19 protein-coding genes are annotated in these 15892 nt (G+C 69.3%); 14 read left to right on the plus strand and 5 right to left on the minus strand.

Features of this window, described 5'->3' with window-relative positions:
• Nucleotides 1-147 precede the first annotated feature (147 nt).
• Nucleotides 148-1380 carry an argininosuccinate synthase gene (locus ACFYLW_RS14230; RefSeq protein ID WP_312065418.1) on the plus strand — a complete coding sequence of 411 codons (1233 nt, stop codon included), beginning with the start codon at nucleotides 148-150 and terminating at the stop codon, nucleotides 1378-1380.
• Between the two features lie 10 nt (nucleotides 1381-1390).
• Here the strand turns inward: ACFYLW_RS14230 and ACFYLW_RS14235 are convergent, their stop codons facing one another.
• On the minus strand, nucleotides 1391-2713 hold the full coding sequence (locus tag ACFYLW_RS14235; RefSeq protein ID WP_313471846.1) for a PQQ-dependent sugar dehydrogenase: 1323 nt from the start codon (nucleotides 2711-2713) through the stop codon (nucleotides 1391-1393).
• 117 nt (nucleotides 2714-2830) lie between these two features.
• On the opposite strand from ACFYLW_RS14235, the gene ACFYLW_RS14240 reads away from it, so the two are divergent.
• From ACFYLW_RS14240 to ACFYLW_RS14255, 4 genes are all read left to right on the plus strand, one after another.
• Nucleotides 2831-3325 carry a hypothetical protein gene (locus tag ACFYLW_RS14240; protein ID WP_313471847.1) on the plus strand — a complete coding sequence of 165 codons (495 nt, stop codon included), beginning with the start codon at nucleotides 2831-2833 and terminating at the stop codon, nucleotides 3323-3325.
• 117 nt (nucleotides 3326-3442) lie between these two features.
• Nucleotides 3443-3973 (plus strand): hypothetical protein, encoded by a 531-nt coding sequence (locus ACFYLW_RS14245; protein WP_313471848.1) that lies wholly within the window; start codon nucleotides 3443-3445, stop codon nucleotides 3971-3973.
• Between the two features lie 52 nt (nucleotides 3974-4025).
• The gene (locus ACFYLW_RS14250) at nucleotides 4026-4664 is read left to right on the plus strand and encodes a LysE family translocator (RefSeq protein WP_313471849.1); all 639 of its coding nucleotides are present in this window, start codon (nucleotides 4026-4028) and stop codon (nucleotides 4662-4664) included.
• An 87-nt stretch (nucleotides 4665-4751) separates the two neighbouring features.
• Complete coding sequence (locus tag ACFYLW_RS14255; protein WP_292084800.1) at nucleotides 4752-5309, plus strand: CC0125/CC1285 family lipoprotein; 558 nt, start codon at nucleotides 4752-4754, stop codon at nucleotides 5307-5309.
• 152 nt (nucleotides 5310-5461) lie between these two features.
• On the opposite strand, the gene ACFYLW_RS14260 is transcribed toward ACFYLW_RS14255, so the two are convergent.
• On the minus strand, nucleotides 5462-6202 hold the full coding sequence (locus tag ACFYLW_RS14260) for a DUF6065 family protein (protein WP_312065941.1): 741 nt from the start codon (nucleotides 6200-6202) through the stop codon (nucleotides 5462-5464).
• An 86-nt stretch (nucleotides 6203-6288) separates the two neighbouring features.
• Here ACFYLW_RS14260 and ACFYLW_RS14265 point away from each other — a divergent pair, with 86 nt between their 5' ends.
• Complete coding sequence (locus ACFYLW_RS14265; RefSeq protein ID WP_390183199.1) at nucleotides 6289-6819, plus strand: prolyl-tRNA synthetase associated domain-containing protein; 531 nt, start codon at nucleotides 6289-6291, stop codon at nucleotides 6817-6819.
• A 4-nt stretch (nucleotides 6820-6823) separates the two neighbouring features.
• Here the strand turns inward: ACFYLW_RS14265 and ACFYLW_RS14270 are convergent, their stop codons facing one another.
• Entirely contained in the window at nucleotides 6824-7279 is a 456-nt protein-coding gene (locus ACFYLW_RS14270; RefSeq protein WP_292084803.1) for a MarR family winged helix-turn-helix transcriptional regulator, read from the minus strand.
• A 15-nt stretch (nucleotides 7280-7294) separates the two neighbouring features.
• On the minus strand, nucleotides 7295-8548 hold the full coding sequence (locus ACFYLW_RS14275) for a S41 family peptidase (protein WP_312065944.1): 1254 nt from the start codon (nucleotides 8546-8548) through the stop codon (nucleotides 7295-7297).
• 265 nt (nucleotides 8549-8813) lie between these two features.
• On the opposite strand from ACFYLW_RS14275, the gene ACFYLW_RS14280 reads away from it, so the two are divergent.
• The 7 genes from ACFYLW_RS14280 (at nucleotide 8814) to ACFYLW_RS14310 (ending at nucleotide 11637) form a co-directional block, all read left to right on the plus strand.
• Nucleotides 8814-9098, plus strand: coding sequence for a hypothetical protein (locus tag ACFYLW_RS14280; protein ID WP_312065945.1), 285 nt, complete (start codon nucleotides 8814-8816; stop codon nucleotides 9096-9098).
• A 63-nt stretch (nucleotides 9099-9161) separates the two neighbouring features.
• The gene (gene trxA, locus ACFYLW_RS14285; RefSeq protein WP_312065947.1) at nucleotides 9162-10055 is read left to right on the plus strand and encodes a thioredoxin; all 894 of its coding nucleotides are present in this window, start codon (nucleotides 9162-9164) and stop codon (nucleotides 10053-10055) included.
• Nucleotides 10056-10068: 13 nt separating this feature from the next.
• A complete protein-coding gene (locus ACFYLW_RS14290; RefSeq protein WP_292084806.1) occupies nucleotides 10069-10725 on the plus strand; it encodes an LON peptidase substrate-binding domain-containing protein in 657 nt (218 codons plus the stop codon).
• Nucleotides 10726-10853: 128 nt separating this feature from the next.
• Nucleotides 10854-11048: a Trm112 family protein gene (locus tag ACFYLW_RS14295; protein ID WP_292084807.1), complete on the plus strand. Its 195-nt coding sequence runs from the start codon at nucleotides 10854-10856 to the stop codon at nucleotides 11046-11048.
• A 90-nt stretch (nucleotides 11049-11138) separates the two neighbouring features.
• Entirely contained in the window at nucleotides 11139-11267 is a 129-nt protein-coding gene (locus ACFYLW_RS14300; protein ID WP_296178511.1) for a hypothetical protein, read from the plus strand.
• On the plus strand, nucleotides 11267-11467 hold the full coding sequence (locus ACFYLW_RS14305) for a hypothetical protein (RefSeq protein WP_312065948.1): 201 nt from the start codon (nucleotides 11267-11269) through the stop codon (nucleotides 11465-11467). Before ACFYLW_RS14300 ends, ACFYLW_RS14305 begins: the two co-directional genes overlap by 1 nt.
• Nucleotides 11464-11637: a hypothetical protein gene (locus tag ACFYLW_RS14310; protein WP_292084810.1), complete on the plus strand. Its 174-nt coding sequence runs from the start codon at nucleotides 11464-11466 to the stop codon at nucleotides 11635-11637. Before ACFYLW_RS14305 ends, ACFYLW_RS14310 begins: the two co-directional genes overlap by 4 nt.
• A gap of 183 nt (nucleotides 11638-11820) precedes the next feature.
• Here the strand turns inward: ACFYLW_RS14310 and ACFYLW_RS14315 are convergent, their stop codons facing one another.
• Nucleotides 11821-13071, minus strand: coding sequence for a UbiH/UbiF/VisC/COQ6 family ubiquinone biosynthesis hydroxylase (locus ACFYLW_RS14315; RefSeq protein WP_312065949.1), 1251 nt, complete (start codon nucleotides 13069-13071; stop codon nucleotides 11821-11823).
• Nucleotides 13072-13215: 144 nt separating this feature from the next.
• On the opposite strand from ACFYLW_RS14315, the gene ACFYLW_RS14320 reads away from it, so the two are divergent.
• On the plus strand, nucleotides 13216-15714 hold the full coding sequence (locus ACFYLW_RS14320) for a DNA translocase FtsK (RefSeq protein WP_313471850.1): 2499 nt from the start codon (nucleotides 13216-13218) through the stop codon (nucleotides 15712-15714).
• The last annotated feature ends 178 nt before the right edge of the window (nucleotides 15715-15892 follow it).

Genomic DNA, 15892 nt, shown 5'->3' on the forward strand with positions numbered 1-15892 from the left:
TGAGAAAGGGCGTCGCGGCTTCGGTCGCGGCGCCCTTTTCGCATCCGGCGCCCGCAACACAATCATGCCCTTGCATCAGGCGGCGTCTGGTCCTTTAAGCGCGCCAGACACGCCTCCCCGCGTTTTCCCGAAAGGAAGTTTCGACCGATGACCTCGCCCGCCCCCAAGAAAGTCGTCCTCGCCTATTCGGGCGGGCTGGACACGTCGATCATCCTGAAGTGGCTGCAGGAAGAATACGGCGCGGAGGTCATCACCTTCACCGCCGACCTGGGCCAGGGTGAAGAGCTGGCCCCCGCCAAGGAAAAGGCGCTGAAGCTGGGCATCAAGCCCGAGAACATCTTCATCGACGACCTGCGTGAAGAGTTCGTGCGCGACTTCGTCTTCCCCATGTTCCGCGCCAACGCCCTCTATGAAGGCCAGTACCTGCTCGGCACCTCGATCGCGCGTCCGCTGATCGCCAAGCGCCAGATCGAGATCGCCCGCCAGCTGGGCGCCGACGCCGTCTGTCACGGCGCCACCGGCAAGGGCAACGACCAGGTCCGCTTCGAGCTGGGCTACTACGCCCTCAACCCCGACATCCACGTCATCGCCCCCTGGCGCGAGTGGGAGTTCCGTTCGCGCGAGGCCCTGCTGGACTTCGCCGAGAAGCACCAGATCCCGATCTCCAAGGACAAGCGCGGCGAGGCTCCCTTCTCCGTCGACGCCAACCTTCTGCACTCCTCGTCCGAGGGCAAGGTGCTGGAAGACCCGGCCGTCGAGGCCCCCGAGTTCGTGCACCAGCGCACCATCTCGCCGGAAGCCGCCCCTGACGCGGCCACGGTCATCGAGATCGGTTTCGAGAAGGGCGACGCCGTCTCGATCAACGGCGAGGCCATGAGCCCGGCGACCCTGCTGACCGCCCTGAACCAGTACGGCCACGACAACGGCATCGGCCGTCTGGACCTGGTCGAGAACCGCTTCGTCGGCATGAAGTCGCGCGGCGTCTATGAAACCCCGGGCGGCACCATTCTGCTGGCCGCCCACCGCGGCATCGAGTCCATCACCCTGGACCGCGGCGCCATGCACCTGAAGGACGAACTGGCGGTCAAATACGCCCACCTCGTCTACAACGGCTTCTGGTTCTCGCCCGAGCGCGAGATGCTGCAGGCCGCCGTCGACAAGAGCCAGGAGAAGGTCTCGGGCACGGTCAAGGTCAAGCTCTACAAGGGCAACGCCACGGTCATCGGCCGCGAAAGCCCCTACAGCCTCTACGATCAGGACCTGGTGACCTTCGAGGAAGGCGTCCAGGCCTATGACCACAAGGACGCCGCCGGCTTCATCAAGCTGAACGCCCTGCGCCTGCGCGTCCTGGCCAAGCGCGACGCCCGCACCCAGGGCTAAGCCCTAACGACTAGGGCCGGGCGATCCTCAGGATCGCCCGGCTGCGGTCGTCCGTGACCCAGATCGAGCCGTCGGCGGCGACCGCCATGACCACCGGTGAGCCGCGCGGCTGACGCCCCGCCACCCGGTCCCAGCCCGGCGTCAGCACCCTGCCCTTCACGCTCGGCGCCCCGGCCGGATAGGCCAGCGATCCACGCGGATAGATGGCGTAACGCCCGCCCACATCGGTCAGCGGCACGCCTTGCGCATCCGTCTCCACCGCCGTGATCCGTCCCGCCGTGCGCCGATAGCCGTGCCAGGTCATCAGCAGCCGCCCGCGCAGTTCCGGGAACATCGCCCCCTCGTAATAGATCATGTCCAGCGGCGCCGCGTGCGGCGGCAGCAGGGCGACGGGCCGATCCCGCTCGCCACAGCGCGCCTGACGCGCCGGCCAGCCCGGCAAGGGCGTCTGCAGATCGACGCAATAGGGCCAGCCGTAATGCCCGCCCTGACGCAGCACATTGACCTCGTCGAATGGATGCTCGGGCGTGGCCAGATCGACCGAGTTTTCGGCCTGCAGCACCGTCCCCGACGGATGCCGCACCAGGGCGATGGAGTTCCTCAGCCCACTGGCGAAGACCCTGCTCTCCTCGGCCCAGCGCCCCTCCCCCTCATGGGCGCCCAGATAGGCGTGGCGTCGCACCTGAGCGGTGACGGCCTCCTCGACGCAGGCCCCGCGTGCATCCGCCTTGGACTTGCCCGCCGCGTCCAGACAGCGGTCGCTGGGCGCCCCGACATTGACCAGCAGGTCGCCGTTCCCGTCGAAGACGAAGCTCGACAGCGGGTGGCGGTTGTCGTGCAGCCGGTTGTCCGGCAGGTCGCCGATCACGGTCCGCACGCTGGCCGCCGGGTCCGCCGCCTCGGGGTCCAGGGTCAGGATGCGGTTCATCTCGGACACATAGATGCGTCCGTCCGGCCCGCGCGCCACGGTGTGCGGCATCGACAGGCCCCGCGCCAGACGCCGCCATTGCGCCGCGCCGTCCGCGTTGAACGACAGCCGCCACACCGCCCCCCTGCCGGCCTCCCAGCCGCCCAGGTCGGTGACCAGCCAGTCGCCGTCGGCCAGTTGCATCAGGCCGCGCGGCATCCTCGGCCCCTCGTGTCCCGCGCCCTGCCAGACCAGACCCAGGCACAGGCCGGGCGCCGTCCGCACCGTGGTCGCGGGCCGCCCGGCGCAGTCGCCGGACGTCGCATAGGCCCGCGCCGGGCTGCCTGTCTGGGCGTCCGCCGGCGCCCCGCCGGACAACAGACCCGCCGCAACGGTCAGGCCGAGCAGAAAAAAAGATCGTTTCATGCCCCCATGCTGACGCTTGCTCTCGGCGTCTGACAAGGCCAACTTCGCCTTCAACCGAACCCTCGGTCTTGTCTTGCGGCGAGTATCGCACTCCCGCCCTGCCGGAGCCTTCCTTACATGTCCCTGCGTCTGACCCTCGCCGCCGCCGCGGCGACGCTCGCCTTCGCCGCGCCCGCCTTCGCCCAGGACGCCGCCCCGGCCGCCCCCGCCGAGGCCGCCGCCCCCGCCAAGCCCAAGTCCCCCGCCGAGCTCGAGATGGAGGCCAAGGCCGAGGCCTTCCAGGCCCGCATGGAAAGCCTGCAGACCGAACTGAGCGCCGTGGTCGACGGCCCCGACGGCGGCGACGAAGCCAAGCGCATGGCCGCCGCCGACACCATCCTGGCCAGCTACCAGCCCGATTTCGACGCCTTCGCCTCGGCCTTCGAGACCTTCCTCGACGGTCAACTGGCGGCGTCCACAGACGAAGCCGAACGCCAGCAGCTGACCGACGCCCGCGGCAAGGTCGGCACGGCCATTCGCGGCATCGCCCCGCAGATCCGCGTCGCGGTCCAGCAGGCGATCACGGCGGCCGCCGCCGCTCCGGCCGCCACGGTCGTCGCGACGCCCAACTGAGGTCAGAACGGGGGGCGGTCCGGCTTCAGGTCGAGGCCGCCCCTGCCTTACCGCGATTTCACTTGAGGCCGGGCGGCGTTCGGCGGACCTTGCGGCGTCCGCTCAAGGAGCCCCGTGATGATCCGCGCCCTGTCGCTCGCCGCCGCCCTCGCCCTGCTGCCCGTCTCCGCCGCCGTGGCGCAGGAGGCCAAGACCTCCGCCGAGGTTCAGCTGGAATCCGCCGCCGCCGACTTCGAGAAGAAGATGGAGGAGTTCGGCGAACGCGCCGAAGCCATCGAGGCGGACGCATCTCTGGGCGATACGGCCAAGGGCCTGCGCATCGCCGCCCTGTGGTCCGAGTACCAGCCCCACGTGACCGCCTTCACCGGCGTCGCCGCGCAACAGGCGAACCTGATCGCCCAGCAGGCCCTCGCCGATGTGGACATCGAAGCCGTCGTGGCCGAGGCCATGGCCGGCGTCGCCCCCCTGGTTCAGGGCCTGGCGGTCAACAGCGCCTGGGCCCAGCCCGACCCCGACCAGATGGTGACCTACGGCCTCATGGCCGACTACGCCGTCGGCCAGTCGCTGGACGCCATCGAAGAGGTCCACGAGGCCTTCGACGCCCCGCTCGCGCCTCCGGCTCCGCCCGCGCCGCCCGCCGAGGCCTGATCCCGTCCGACAAGGCTTGACCTGACCCGTCCCCCGCCGGAAAGGGGACGCCATGGCCGCGCTTCCTGTCGATCCGCATCTCTACGCCGCCTTCCTGGGCGTCATGGCCGTCATGGCCATCACCCCGGGCCCGGCCAACCTGTTCGCCGTGGCGACGGGCATGGAGAAGGGCCGCGCCTCGGCCCTGATCGGCGTGGTCGGCATGAACGCCGCCACCCTGGTCTGGTTCGCCGCCGCCGCCCTGGGCCTCGGCGCCCTGGTCGCCGCCTTCCCCCAGGTCTTTCGCATTATCGCCGTCCTCGGCGCCCTCTATGTCGCCTGGCTGGGGATCAAGGCCCTGCGCGGCGCCTTCGCCACCGCCGCTGAACCGGATCATGTCGAGGTCAGGCGGGGGCGCAGCGCCCTGATCGACGGCTTCACCGTCCAAATCGCCAATCCCAAGGCCATCCTCTTCTTCACCGCCGTCCTGCCGCCCTTTCTCGACGTGCACCGCCCGGTCGCGCCCCAGCTGGCCCTGTTCGCCCTGGCCACCATCGGCATGGACGTCCTGTCGATGAGCGCCTACGGCCTCGGCGGCGCCGCCCTGGCCAACCGGATGAACCAGCCCCGCTTCAAGCGCGGCTTCGGCATCTTCGTCGGCGCCCTGCTGATCCTTGCGGCGATACTGATCGTCACCAGATTGCACGGATAGGCGTCTGTGTCGCAGCCTCAGGAACTTGGCTGTTCACCTGTCGTTCAGCACCAAGGACGTTCAGTGAACGCTCAAGGAGAACCTCCCATGAGAAATCTTCGTAAGACGTCGGTTCTGGTCGCCCTCGCCGGGGCTCTGGCCCTGGGCGCCTGCGCCACCGCCACCCCCTATCAGCCGGCCGGCCTCAACGGCCAGCGCGGCGGCTACGCCGAGCAGCGTCTGGAAGCCAATCGCTACGCCGTCAGCTTCTCGGGCAACTCGGTCACCTCGCGCGATCAGGTCGAGATGTCCCTGCTGCTGCGCTCGGCCGAGCTGACGGTCGAGAACGGCTACGACTGGTTCGCCACCGTCACCCGCGCCACCGACCGCGACACCCGCTTCTACACGACGCCCGATCCCTTCTACTACGACCGCTACGGCCCCTACTGGGGTCCGTCGTGGCGCTTCTACCAGCGCGGCTACTGGAGCACCTGGGATCCCTACTGGGGTCGCGACCGCGACATCCGTCAGGTCGATCGCTATGAGGCCACGGCCGAGATCGTCATGGGTCGCGGACCCAAGCCCGCCGGCGACGTCAACGCCTTCGACGCGCGCGAGGTCATCAACAACCTCGGGCCGCGCGTGACGCGGCCGGCTCCCAGGTAAGACGCAAGGGCGCTATCGCTCGCCGCGCGGCGGCTCGCTGCTTAAGCGAAGACTTCCGCGCTAAAAAACGCCCGCCTCATCGCTGAGGCGGGCGTTTCTGTCTGTGATCACGGCCTCAAGTAGCCCGAAGGGCGGTAGGCCCCAAAAAAAAATCAGCCGACCCGAGGCGTCTTGAGCCGGCGCTTGTTGGCGTGGGTGGCCGGCGCCGAGCCCAGGTCCTCCGGCACCTCGCCCTTGAAGTAGAAGCGCTGCCAGGCCTCCTTGGCCGCGTCCGGGTCGCCCGAGGCCAGGCGGGTGTTGAAGTCGGTGCGGGCCCGGTTCCAGGCGTCGAACTGGCCCCTCATGCCGGGGTTGGAGTCCAGCGAGCGGATCACCGGCTCGAAGGCCTCCACCTTGCGATGCTCGATCGGCAGGATGAAGCAGAAGGGCTCGCCCTTCTCGAACCGCACCTTGCCCGGCCGGGTGAAGATCCAGTTCATGGTGAAGGGGAAGGGCAGCCAGTCGGTCTCGATCAGGCCCGTCAGCGGCTGGATGCCGTCCTTGACGTGGTTGGGCGAGCCTTGCGCCAGCATGCCCCAGCCCGGCGGGGTCCTGAACAGATACTGCGGGTGCATGGTCAGCACCCCGCGCGAGAAGTGCGAGGTGACGAAGTGGTCCATCTCCGGCTGGTGCCGGTCGGGCGTGATCTTGATGTCGGACTGGGCCGGCCCGCCGTTCCACTCGGCGGTGAAGCCGAAGGGACAGAGGATCTCCCACCCCGTGGTGTTGGCCATGTTCAGCGGCAGACAGCGATAGGGGTGCCGGCTGGCGAAGGCGTCCATCCAGTTGCGCGACTGGCGGCCCGGCACCAGGTCGCACGGCCGGGCGGTCATCGGATAGCATTCCAGTTCCAAGACGCGGGCTCCCAAACAGGTCGAACAGGGGGTAACGATATCGTCTTCTCCCCTATCGCCCCCCCCGCCCGTCCGACAAGGCCGAGATGACCGACACCGCCCCTGAACTGACTGTTCCGTCCTATGACCGCGCCCGCCTGCTGGCCTGGATGGCCGACAACGCGATCACGCAGACCACCCACGACCACCCCGCCGTCTTCCCGGTGGAGGAAGGTCTGGAGCTCAAGGCCGACCTGCCCGGCCTCCACACCAAGAACCTCTTCCTCAAGGACAAGAAGGGCCGGCTGTGGCTGATCTCGGCGGCCCAGGACACGGTCATCGACCTGAAGCGCGCCCATCGGACCCTCGGCTCCGACCGCCTGTCCTTCGGCAACGAGGTGCTGATGTGGGAGACCCTCGGCGTGCGCCCCGGCTCGGTCACGGCGCTCGGCCTGATCAACGACGTCAATCGCCGCGTCACCTTCGTCCTGGACCAGCGCCTGTGGGAGGCCGACATCGTCAACTTCCACCCCCTGACCAATACAGCGACCACCGCCCTGTCTCAGGCCGACTTCCGCCGCCTCCTGAGCCTGCTGGACCGCGCGCCCCTGGTGGTGGATTTCGACGCCCTGGACTGAGTCGCTAGACGTCCATGCGCGCGGCCAGAGACCGGGCCTGCAGGGACTGGATGGCGCGCTTGATCGCGTCGAACACGGGGCCGGCGTCCTGCTCCATCTCGGCGTAGGCCCGCTCGAACGCGCCATCCAGACTATCGAGCAGGGCCAGCTGATCGCGCCCTCGTTCCGTGATCGCGATCAGGTTCACCCTCTGGTCGGCGGGATCGGGCTGGCGGCTGACCAGCCCCAGGGTCACCAGCTTGGGGATCTTCTGCTGCAGCAGCTGGTGCGAACGGTCCAGCGCCCGCCCCAGATCGGCGACCGAGACCGGACCCAGCATGGCGATGGCGCTCAACAGCGACGACGACTTGACCGGAATGACCAGGCCGGCGCGCTTGAACACCTCGGCCGACTGCTGCTCGATCAATTCGCTCAACTGCTCGCTGAGGCGGCCCAGATAGGTCCGGTTCAACTCGATCATTCGCCTGACGTCTCCTCAATCCAGGCGACGATAGGCGGCCGTTTCGCCGGACTTCCACACCCGTTCCAACCCGACCACGGCGCCGTTCGTCCGCACCAGACGAAAGCGGTAGTCATCCGTGCCCTGAACCGCAAACAGATCCTTGCCGATCGGGTCCAGCGCCAGAACAAAGCGCTCGCGCCAATGATAGGCCAGGCCGCCGGACGTGCGCACCAGGGCCCGCCCCTCATAGGTCCCCGCCGCCTCATCCAGATCGCGGGGGCTGGGCCTCTGGCCCGTCATCGCCCATTCGACCGGAACCAGCGCCCATTTGGCGTCCGCATCCTCGGCCTCCGCCCGGCTCTGCAGCAGGAATTTCTGCGCCGCCAGCAGGGCGTCCGAGGCCGGGACGATCAGGTCGGGGGTCACCCCGACCCCCTCGAAATCCTGACCCTTGATCGGATCGCGGATCTGGCCGAAGGGCACCTGCAGCATGAAGCGGTCGTCGATCGGCGCCCGGGTGACGGGATGGGCGCCGCCGGCGGTCTGCTCGCCGATCACGGTCGCCCGGCCGAGGCGCTGCAGCGAGAACGCCATCCATTCCGCCGAGGAAAAGGAGGTCGAACCGGTCAGGACCACGACCGGCATGTCCGCAAACCTCGGGCCCGACACGGCGGCCAGGTTCCACTGGCTGCGCGCCACCTGAACCCCTTTTTCGTTGTAGTTGTAGTCGAAGAACAGCTGATCCTTGCCCGCCGGATAGAGGTAGCTCATCAGGAACTGGGCCATCTCCAGAACCCCGCCGTTGTTGTAGCGCAGGTCGAAGATCAGCCCCTTGGCCCCTTCGGCGAAGCGCATGGCCCCCACCGCCGCCTCCTGGCCGTATTGCGGGTCGGCGAAGAAGTCGAAGCGGATATAGGCCAGGTCCCCGTCCAGCCTTCGGGCTTCACGGAAACCGAAATTGGCCGCGCGCTCGATGTCGCGTCGCGCCTGGGTGCTGCTCTCCCCGCCCGCCTTGGCCTGACGGTCGGCGGCGACCTCGTCGGGATCAAAGGACACGCTGAAGTGCAGGTCCTCGCTGGCCTTGACCAGACCCTGCGACAGGCTCTCGGCGAACGGCCTGGCCTCGATCGGCCCGGCCTGAACCCGCCGGTCCAGTTCGGCCGAGATGGCGGGGATGCGGTCGGGAAAAACGTAGTTCTGCTTCAGCGCCGTCTCCAGGCGCGCCACCACCTCTCTTTGCGCCCCCTGATCCAGGGTCTGCGCCCGGACGGACGCGGGGGTCAGCATCACCAACGCCACCAAGGAGAAAAAAGCGCGTGACGTCATCATCGATTCAATCCTGAAATATATTGCGCAATATGTTGTATAAATCCCGATTGTCAAATCGACGCTCCCTCTCGGCGTCTTCCGGCTTCCGCTTGCGGAACGCCGCGTTTCCCGGAATCGCCCTGTCTCCCCGGCGTCGCCCCGCCTAGTATCGTCGTTATTTCGCCCTGCGCTCGCGCGGCGCGAGCGATGTTCGTGGCCTCAGACCCTCAAAGGGAGACGGTGCATGCGACTGTTGTCGAAAGCCCTCGCCGTGGGCGGCGTCGGTCTGGCCCTGACCGGATCGACCGCCCTGTCGCCTCTGCCCGCCTCGAGGCCGGGGACGCTCAACGCGATCTGCGGTCCGGCGGCGGGCGGCGCCCTGGCCGGCGCCCTGCTGATCGGCTCGGCGGTCGCCGCCCCGCGGGTCAGGCCCAGACCCGTCAGGCCCAGACGAATTGGACTCTGTTTTTCAACGCCGGACCGGCGCCCCTTGCGGCCAGACGCCTCAGGCCTCTCACTTGGCGCTTGATGAGGAGGCATCCCGACGCCATCTGATCCGTTACGATTCTTCGACCCTGATGCGGACCCGATCATGACCTTCGCCGATCCCAAGCTTTCCGACGACCTGATCAAGGACGGCACCGACGCCAGCTTCATGGCCGACGTGGTCGAGGCCTCGAAACATCAGCCGGTCATCGTCGACTTCTGGGCCACCTGGTGCGGTCCGTGCCGCACCCTCGGCCCCGCTCTGGAGAAGGCCGTGCGCGGCGCCGCCGGCGCGGTGAAGATGGTCAAGATCGATGTGGATGCGAACCCGGCCTATGCGGGCCAGCTGCGGGTCCAGTCGATCCCGACCGTCTACGCCTTCGTCAACGGCCAGCCGGTCGACGGCTTCCAGGGCGCCATTCCCGAAAGCCAGATCAAGGCCTTCATCGACAAGCTGACCGGCGGCGCCGGGGTCAACACCGACGTCGAACAACTGTTGTCGCTGGGCGAGGAATCCCTGTCGCTGAACGACCTCGGCGGCGCGGCCCAGGCCTTCGCCCACGTCCTGACCATGGAGCCGGACAACCAGAAGGCCATCGCCGGCATGGCCCGGGTCTATCTGGCCGAGGGCGACGCCGAACAGGCGCGCCAGACCATCGCCATGGCCCCCGCCGATTCCGCCGACCCCATGGTGCAGAGCGTGCGCGCCCAGCTGGCCCTGGCCGCCTCGGCCCCGACCGGCGCCAACGCCGACCTGGAGGCCAGGATCGCCGCCGATCCCAACGATCATCAGGCCCGCTACGACCTGGCCCTGGCCCTGGCTTCGACGGGCGACCTGAACGGCGCCGTCGATCAGCTGCTGGCCATCGTCAAGGCCGACCGTGAGTGGAACGATCAGGCGGCGCGCAAGCAGCTGCTGACTGTCTTCGAGGCGGCGGGCGCGACCAGCGAGGTCGCCCGCGACGGCCGCCGCCGCCTGTCGTCGATCCTGTTCGCCTGATCGGAGACCGGCGATGGCCCAGGGCTATATCAAGGCGATCGAGCTGCCCCAGGTGATCCCGGTCTTCCCCCTGCCGGGGTCGATCCTGCTGTCGCGCGGCCAGTTGCCGCTGAACGTGTTCGAGCCGCGCTATCTGAACATGGTCGACGACGCCATGGCCGGGGACCGGGTCATCGGCCTGATCCAGCCCATAGGCGGTCTGGGCGTCCAGCCGCCGCTGGCCCGCGTCGGCTGCGCCGGGCGCATCACCAGCTTCAACGAGACCTCGGACGGCCGCTATCTGATCACCCTGACCGGGATTTGCCGCTTCAACGTGGCCGGAGAGTTGCAGGTCAAGACGCCCTATCGTCAGGTCCGCGCCGACTTCGCGCCGTTCGAAGCCGATCTGCGCGCGCCCGATCCCGCCGCTGATTTCGACCGTCACGGCTTCCTCGACGCCCTGCGCCCCTATCTGGAGCACCGGGGCCTGAACGTGGACTGGGAGACCGCCGAGGCCGCGCCGCAGGAGGCCCTGATCAACAGCCTGGCCATGGCCCTGCCCTTCGAGGCCCCCGAAAAGCAGGCCCTGCTGGAAGCCGAGACCCTTGACGCCCGCGCCGAGGCCCTGACCGCCCTCCTGCGCATCGAGGCCGCCGCCAACGATGACGACGACGGCCCGGCGATGCAGTGAAGTCGCGCACGCGGTTGGCGCCGGACACATCAGAACGCTAAGAGGCAACAGCCGCGCGGCGGAAATTTGGGCGCAAAACGCCCTCAAGCAGTGAGCGCCCGCGGCGCGAACGATAGGGCCCTAAAATTATGAGCGACGCCTTCAACACCCCCGTCTCGGTCGATCCCCGCCTGCTGGAGGTCCTGGTCTGCCCGGTCACGCGCGGCCGCCTGACCTATGACCGCGAGCGCAACGAACTGATCTCGGCCGGCGCCAAGCTGGCCTTCCCCATCCGCGACGGCGTGCCGATCATGCTGGCCGAGGACGCCCGCTCGCTGGACTGACCCTTACGCCGCCCTTAGGCGGCGCCCCGCTTTCCTCATCGCGCCCTTACGCCGCCCGGGTGTCTTCTTCGCCTCATGAAGGAGACCCCCATGAGCCGCCGCGCCCTGCTGAACCAGTCCCTGAAGCCTGCCGCTCCGCCCACGGTCTGGCGCATGACCCAGACCGTTCTGGCCCTCTATCTCGGCTGCACGCCCCGCAACCAGGGCCGCCCGCGATGATGAGCGGCTATCCCGACGCGCGGCCCGCTTCGCCCCACCGTCATCGCGCCTATGGCGTCGTCGCCCGCGACGGCGGCTGGTGCGTCACCCTGGACGACTGCGCCACCCGCCCCTTCAAGGACCGCGAAGCCGCCCTGCGCATCGCCCGCCAGCTGCAGCGCCAGGCCGACCGCCTGCACCACATCGAGCCACGCCCATGACCGCGCCTGTCCTGTTCGAGATCCGTCGCCTGGGCCGGGTCTGGCGCCTGGCCTCCTCAGACGGCCTCTTCTTCGGCCTGTTCCAGACCCGCGCCTCGGCCCTGCGCTGCGCGGTGGAAGAGGCCGACCGCCGCGACGACGCCGACGTCCTTCTGCACACCCACGACTAGGTGATCCTTCCTCCCCACTCGTGGGGAGGGGGACCGCGTAGCGGTGGAGGGGCCGGCGGCGCCAAGCTCGACCGAGCCCCTCCGTCTCGTCGGCTGCGCCGCCGATCCCACCTCCCCATTGCATGGGGAGGAGAGCCCTCAAGCAGCGAGCGCCCGCGGCGCGAGCGATAGGGCCTCTTCGCTTTAGAGGCTCTCGCCGCGCAGGAGGCGGGGCAGATCCCCCGTCGCGCCCCCGGCCTCGTGCATGAAGGCGCGGCGCAGGGGGGCGATGCGGTTCACCGCCGCCATGCCCAGGTCGCGGGCCAGCCGCACCGGCGCAATGTCGTTGGAGAAGAGCCGCACGAAACCGTCGAAGCCCGCCGCCAGGGCCGCATTGTCAAACCGACGCCAGCGGGCGTAGCGCTCCAGCACCAGCTCCGAGCCGATGTCCTCGCCGATGCGCACGGCGTCGGTCAGCACCTCGGCCAGGGCGGCGGCGTCCTTCAGGCCCATGTTCAGCCCTTGCCCCGCCACCGGGTGCACCCCGTGGGCGGCGTCGCCGAGGATGGCGATGCGCGGCGCGGTCAGCTTCTCGGCCAGTTGCAGCGACAGCGGATAGACGAAACGCGGCCCGACCACCTCGACCCCGTCCAGGAACTCGCCGAAGCGACGCATCAGGTGGGCGTGAAAAGCCTCGTCCGAGGCCGCCTTCAGGGCCTCGGCCCGGCGCGTGCTCTCGGTCCAGACCAGACTGGCGCGCTGCTCGGTCAGGGGCAGGATGGCGAAGGGGCCGTCCGGCAGGAAATACTCATGGGCGACATTGCCATGATCGCGGCCCAGCTTGACCGTCGCCACCACGCCGCTCTGGCCGTAGCCCCAGCCGAAGGTGTCGATGCCTGCCGCCTGGCGCACGGTCGAGCCGCGCCCCTCGGCGCCGACGACCAGAGGCGCCTTGAGGCTCGATCCGTCCTTCAGCCGCACCGTGGCCAGCCCTGGCCCGACCTCGACCCCGGCCACGGCGGCGGGGGCCCGGACCTCGATCCCGGCGGCGGTCACCGCCTCGGCCAGAGCCGTGCGGATGCGGCGGTTCTCCAGCATGTAGCCCAGGGGCTCGCCGCCGTTGCGGTCGCCGATCTCATCGGCGTCAAAGCGGATATAGGCTGGCGACGGCGGACGGCTGGCGGCGCCCGGGCGCTTGCCGTCCGTCACCAGAATCCGATCCATGCGGCAGGCGTGGGGCCGCAGGCTTTCGCCCAGACCGAGCGCGTCCAGCATCCGGAAGGTCGAATATGCGATGGCGGTCGAGCGCCCGTCGAAGGTCGGCGCCAGCTGGGCGTCGAACGGCTGGGGATCGACCAGCACCGGCTTCAGTCCGCCCTGCGCCGCCGCCAGGGCGAACGTCGCCCCCGCCAGTCCCGCGCCCGCGATGATGATGTCGTAGTCCGTTTGAGCCATGCCGCCTGTGTCGCGCCGATGGCCGTCCGCGTCCAGAGGCGACGAGCGGGGCCAGACGTCGCGGCGACCGGATCGTCGCCTGGTAAACAGCCCCTTAACCCTGTCGCGCGACAAGGGAGACCTAGTCTTCTGAGGTTCGCCTTCATGTCCGTCGCCCTCGCGCTCGGCCAACGCGCCTGGTCCACCGCCCGCATCGTCTGGGGCGCGCCCTTCGCCGTGCGGTTCCGCGGCGTGCTGCAAGCCCTGCTGGCCAGCCTGCTGCTGGTGGCCATGATCTCTTGGAACCCGGCCGACCCCAGCCTCAACGCCGCCTCGACGCAAGGCGCGACCAACTGGCTGGGCGGAACCGGCGCGACCTTCGCCGACCTGATGATGCAGTCCCTGGGGCTGGCCGCCTGGCCCGCCGTCCTGCTGCTGATCGCCTTCGGGCTGGCGGTGGCCATCGGCGACGCCCTTCAACACCGGCTGCAGCCCACGGCCTTCAAGGTCTTCTGCGCCATCGCCGGGGTCCTGCTGCTGTCCGCCGCCCTCTCGGCCCTGGCCGCGCCCGCTAAATGGCCGCTGGCCGCCGGCCTGGGCGGTCTGTGGGGCGACGGCGTGACCGGCCTGTCGGCGCAAGGGCTGGCCGCCCTGCACATCCCGGCCGGGCGCTGGATCGCCGGGGGCCTGTTCCTGATGCTGGGTCTGTGGAGCCTGGGCTACGCCGTGGGCCTACGCCTGCGCGACTTCACTGACACGGCCGGCTGGGCCGCCGAACAGCACGCCGCCCATCGCGCAGACCGCCCCGCCAAGGTCAAGACGCCGTCCAGGGCCGGGCTCAAGGGTGACGCCCGGATCGTGGCTGAAGCCGCCGCTCCGGCCCGCAAGCCGCGCCACCGCCTGCCTGAAGCCGAGCCCGATTTCGAACCAGAAGCCATGCCCGCCGCCGGGCCCGCCGTCGACGACAACCCCTATGCGGCCGATCCCTACGCCGACGACGAGGCCGCCGCCTACGCCCCGCCGTGGGAAGACGCCGCCCCCGCCGCGCCGATCGCCCCGCCCTCGGCCCGCGCGCCGAAAACGGTCGAGCCCCGCGTGGCGGCGGTCAAGGCGCCCAAGCCGCGCGACACCGCCGACCAGCAAACCTTCGACTTTGAGCCCGGCGAGGGCTTCGACCTGCCCTCGCTCGGCATCCTCACCAAGCCCGGCCAGCGCGGCGGCGCCGTGGACGAGGAGTCGCTGAAGCAGAACGCCAAGATGCTGGAAGGCGTGCTGCAGGAGTTCGGCGTGCGCGGCGTGATCGACCAGATCCGCCCCGGCCCCGTCGTCACCCTCTATGAACTGGTGCCCGCCCCCGGCGTGAAGCACGGTCGCGTCGTGGCCCTGGCCGACGACATCGCCCGCTCCATGTCCGCCCGCGCCTGCCGCATCTCGGTCGTGCAGGGCCGCAACGCCATCGGCATCGAACTACCCAACGCCAAGCGCGAGACCGTCTTCCTGCGCGACCTGCTGGCGTCCGGTGAATACGACAAGAAGAGCCACCTCCTGCCGCTGGCGCTCGGCGAAACCATCGGCGGCGAGCCTTACGTGGCCGACCTGGCGCGCATGCCCCACCTGCTGATCGCCGGCACCACCGGCTCGGGCAAGTCGGTCGGGGTCAACGCCATGATCCTGTCGATCCTCTATCGCCACACGCCGGCCGAGTGCCGCTTCATCATGATCGACCCCAAGATGCTGGAGCTGTCGGTCTATGACGGCATCCCGCACCTTCTCGCGCCGGTCGTGACCGATCCCAAGAAGGCGGTCGTGGCCCTGAAGTGGACCGTGCGCGAGATGGAGGACCGCTATCGCCGGATGTCCAAGCTCGGCGTCCGCAACGTCGCCAGCTACAACGAGCGCGCCCGCGAAGCCCAGGAAAAGGGCGAACATTTCGAACGCACCGTCCAGACCGGCTTCGACGAGCAGGGCCGCCCGGTCTACGAGAGCGAGAAGATCCGCCCCGAGCCCATGCCCTATCTGGTCGTGGTCATGGACGAGATGGCCGACCTGATGCTGGTCGCCGGCAAGGACGTGGAAGGCGCCGTCCAGCGCCTGGCCCAGATGGCCCGCGCCGCCGGCATCCACCTGATCATGGCCACGCAGCGCCCGTCGGTGGACGTCATCACCGGCACCATCAAGGCCAACTTCCCAACCCGCATCTCCTTCCAGGTCACCTCCAAGATCGACAGCCGCACCATCCTGGGCGAACAGGGCGGCGAGCAGCTGCTGGGTCAGGGCGACATGCTCTACATGGCCGGCGGCGGCCGCATCACCCGCCTGCACGGCCCCTTCGTCGGCGACAACGAGGTCGAGGAGGTGTGCAAGCATCTGCGCCTCCAGGCCGAGCCCGACTACCTCGACCTGATCACCGACGAGCCGGACGGCGACGGCGACGGCGCCATGGGCGGCGACGGCGACGGCATGTCGGGCGACGACCTCTACGACCGCGCCGTGGCCGTGGTCACTCGCGATCGCAAGGCCTCGACCTCCTACATCCAGCGCCGCCTGCAGATCGGCTACAACCGCGCCGCCACCCTGATCGAGCGCATGGAGCAGGAAGGCGTCGTCAGCCCCGCCAACCACGCCGGCAAGCGCGACATCCTGGCCGGGCCTCCTCCGATGTAGTCTCGGCTGCGCCGAGGGCGGCGGCTTCGTCGCCGGGCGCTATCGCTCGGCTCGCGGAGCCTCGCTGCTTCAGCGCCGAAAGCCGGTCACAAAACGGAACCGCGCGCCCTCTGCACCCGTTGGAACCCCTCACGTCCTCAAGCAGCGAGCCGCCGCGCGGCGAGCGTTAGGACCCTAA

Source organism: Brevundimonas sp. NPDC007368 (assembly GCF_042869015.1).
GTDB lineage: Bacteria > Pseudomonadota > Alphaproteobacteria > Caulobacterales > Caulobacteraceae > Brevundimonas.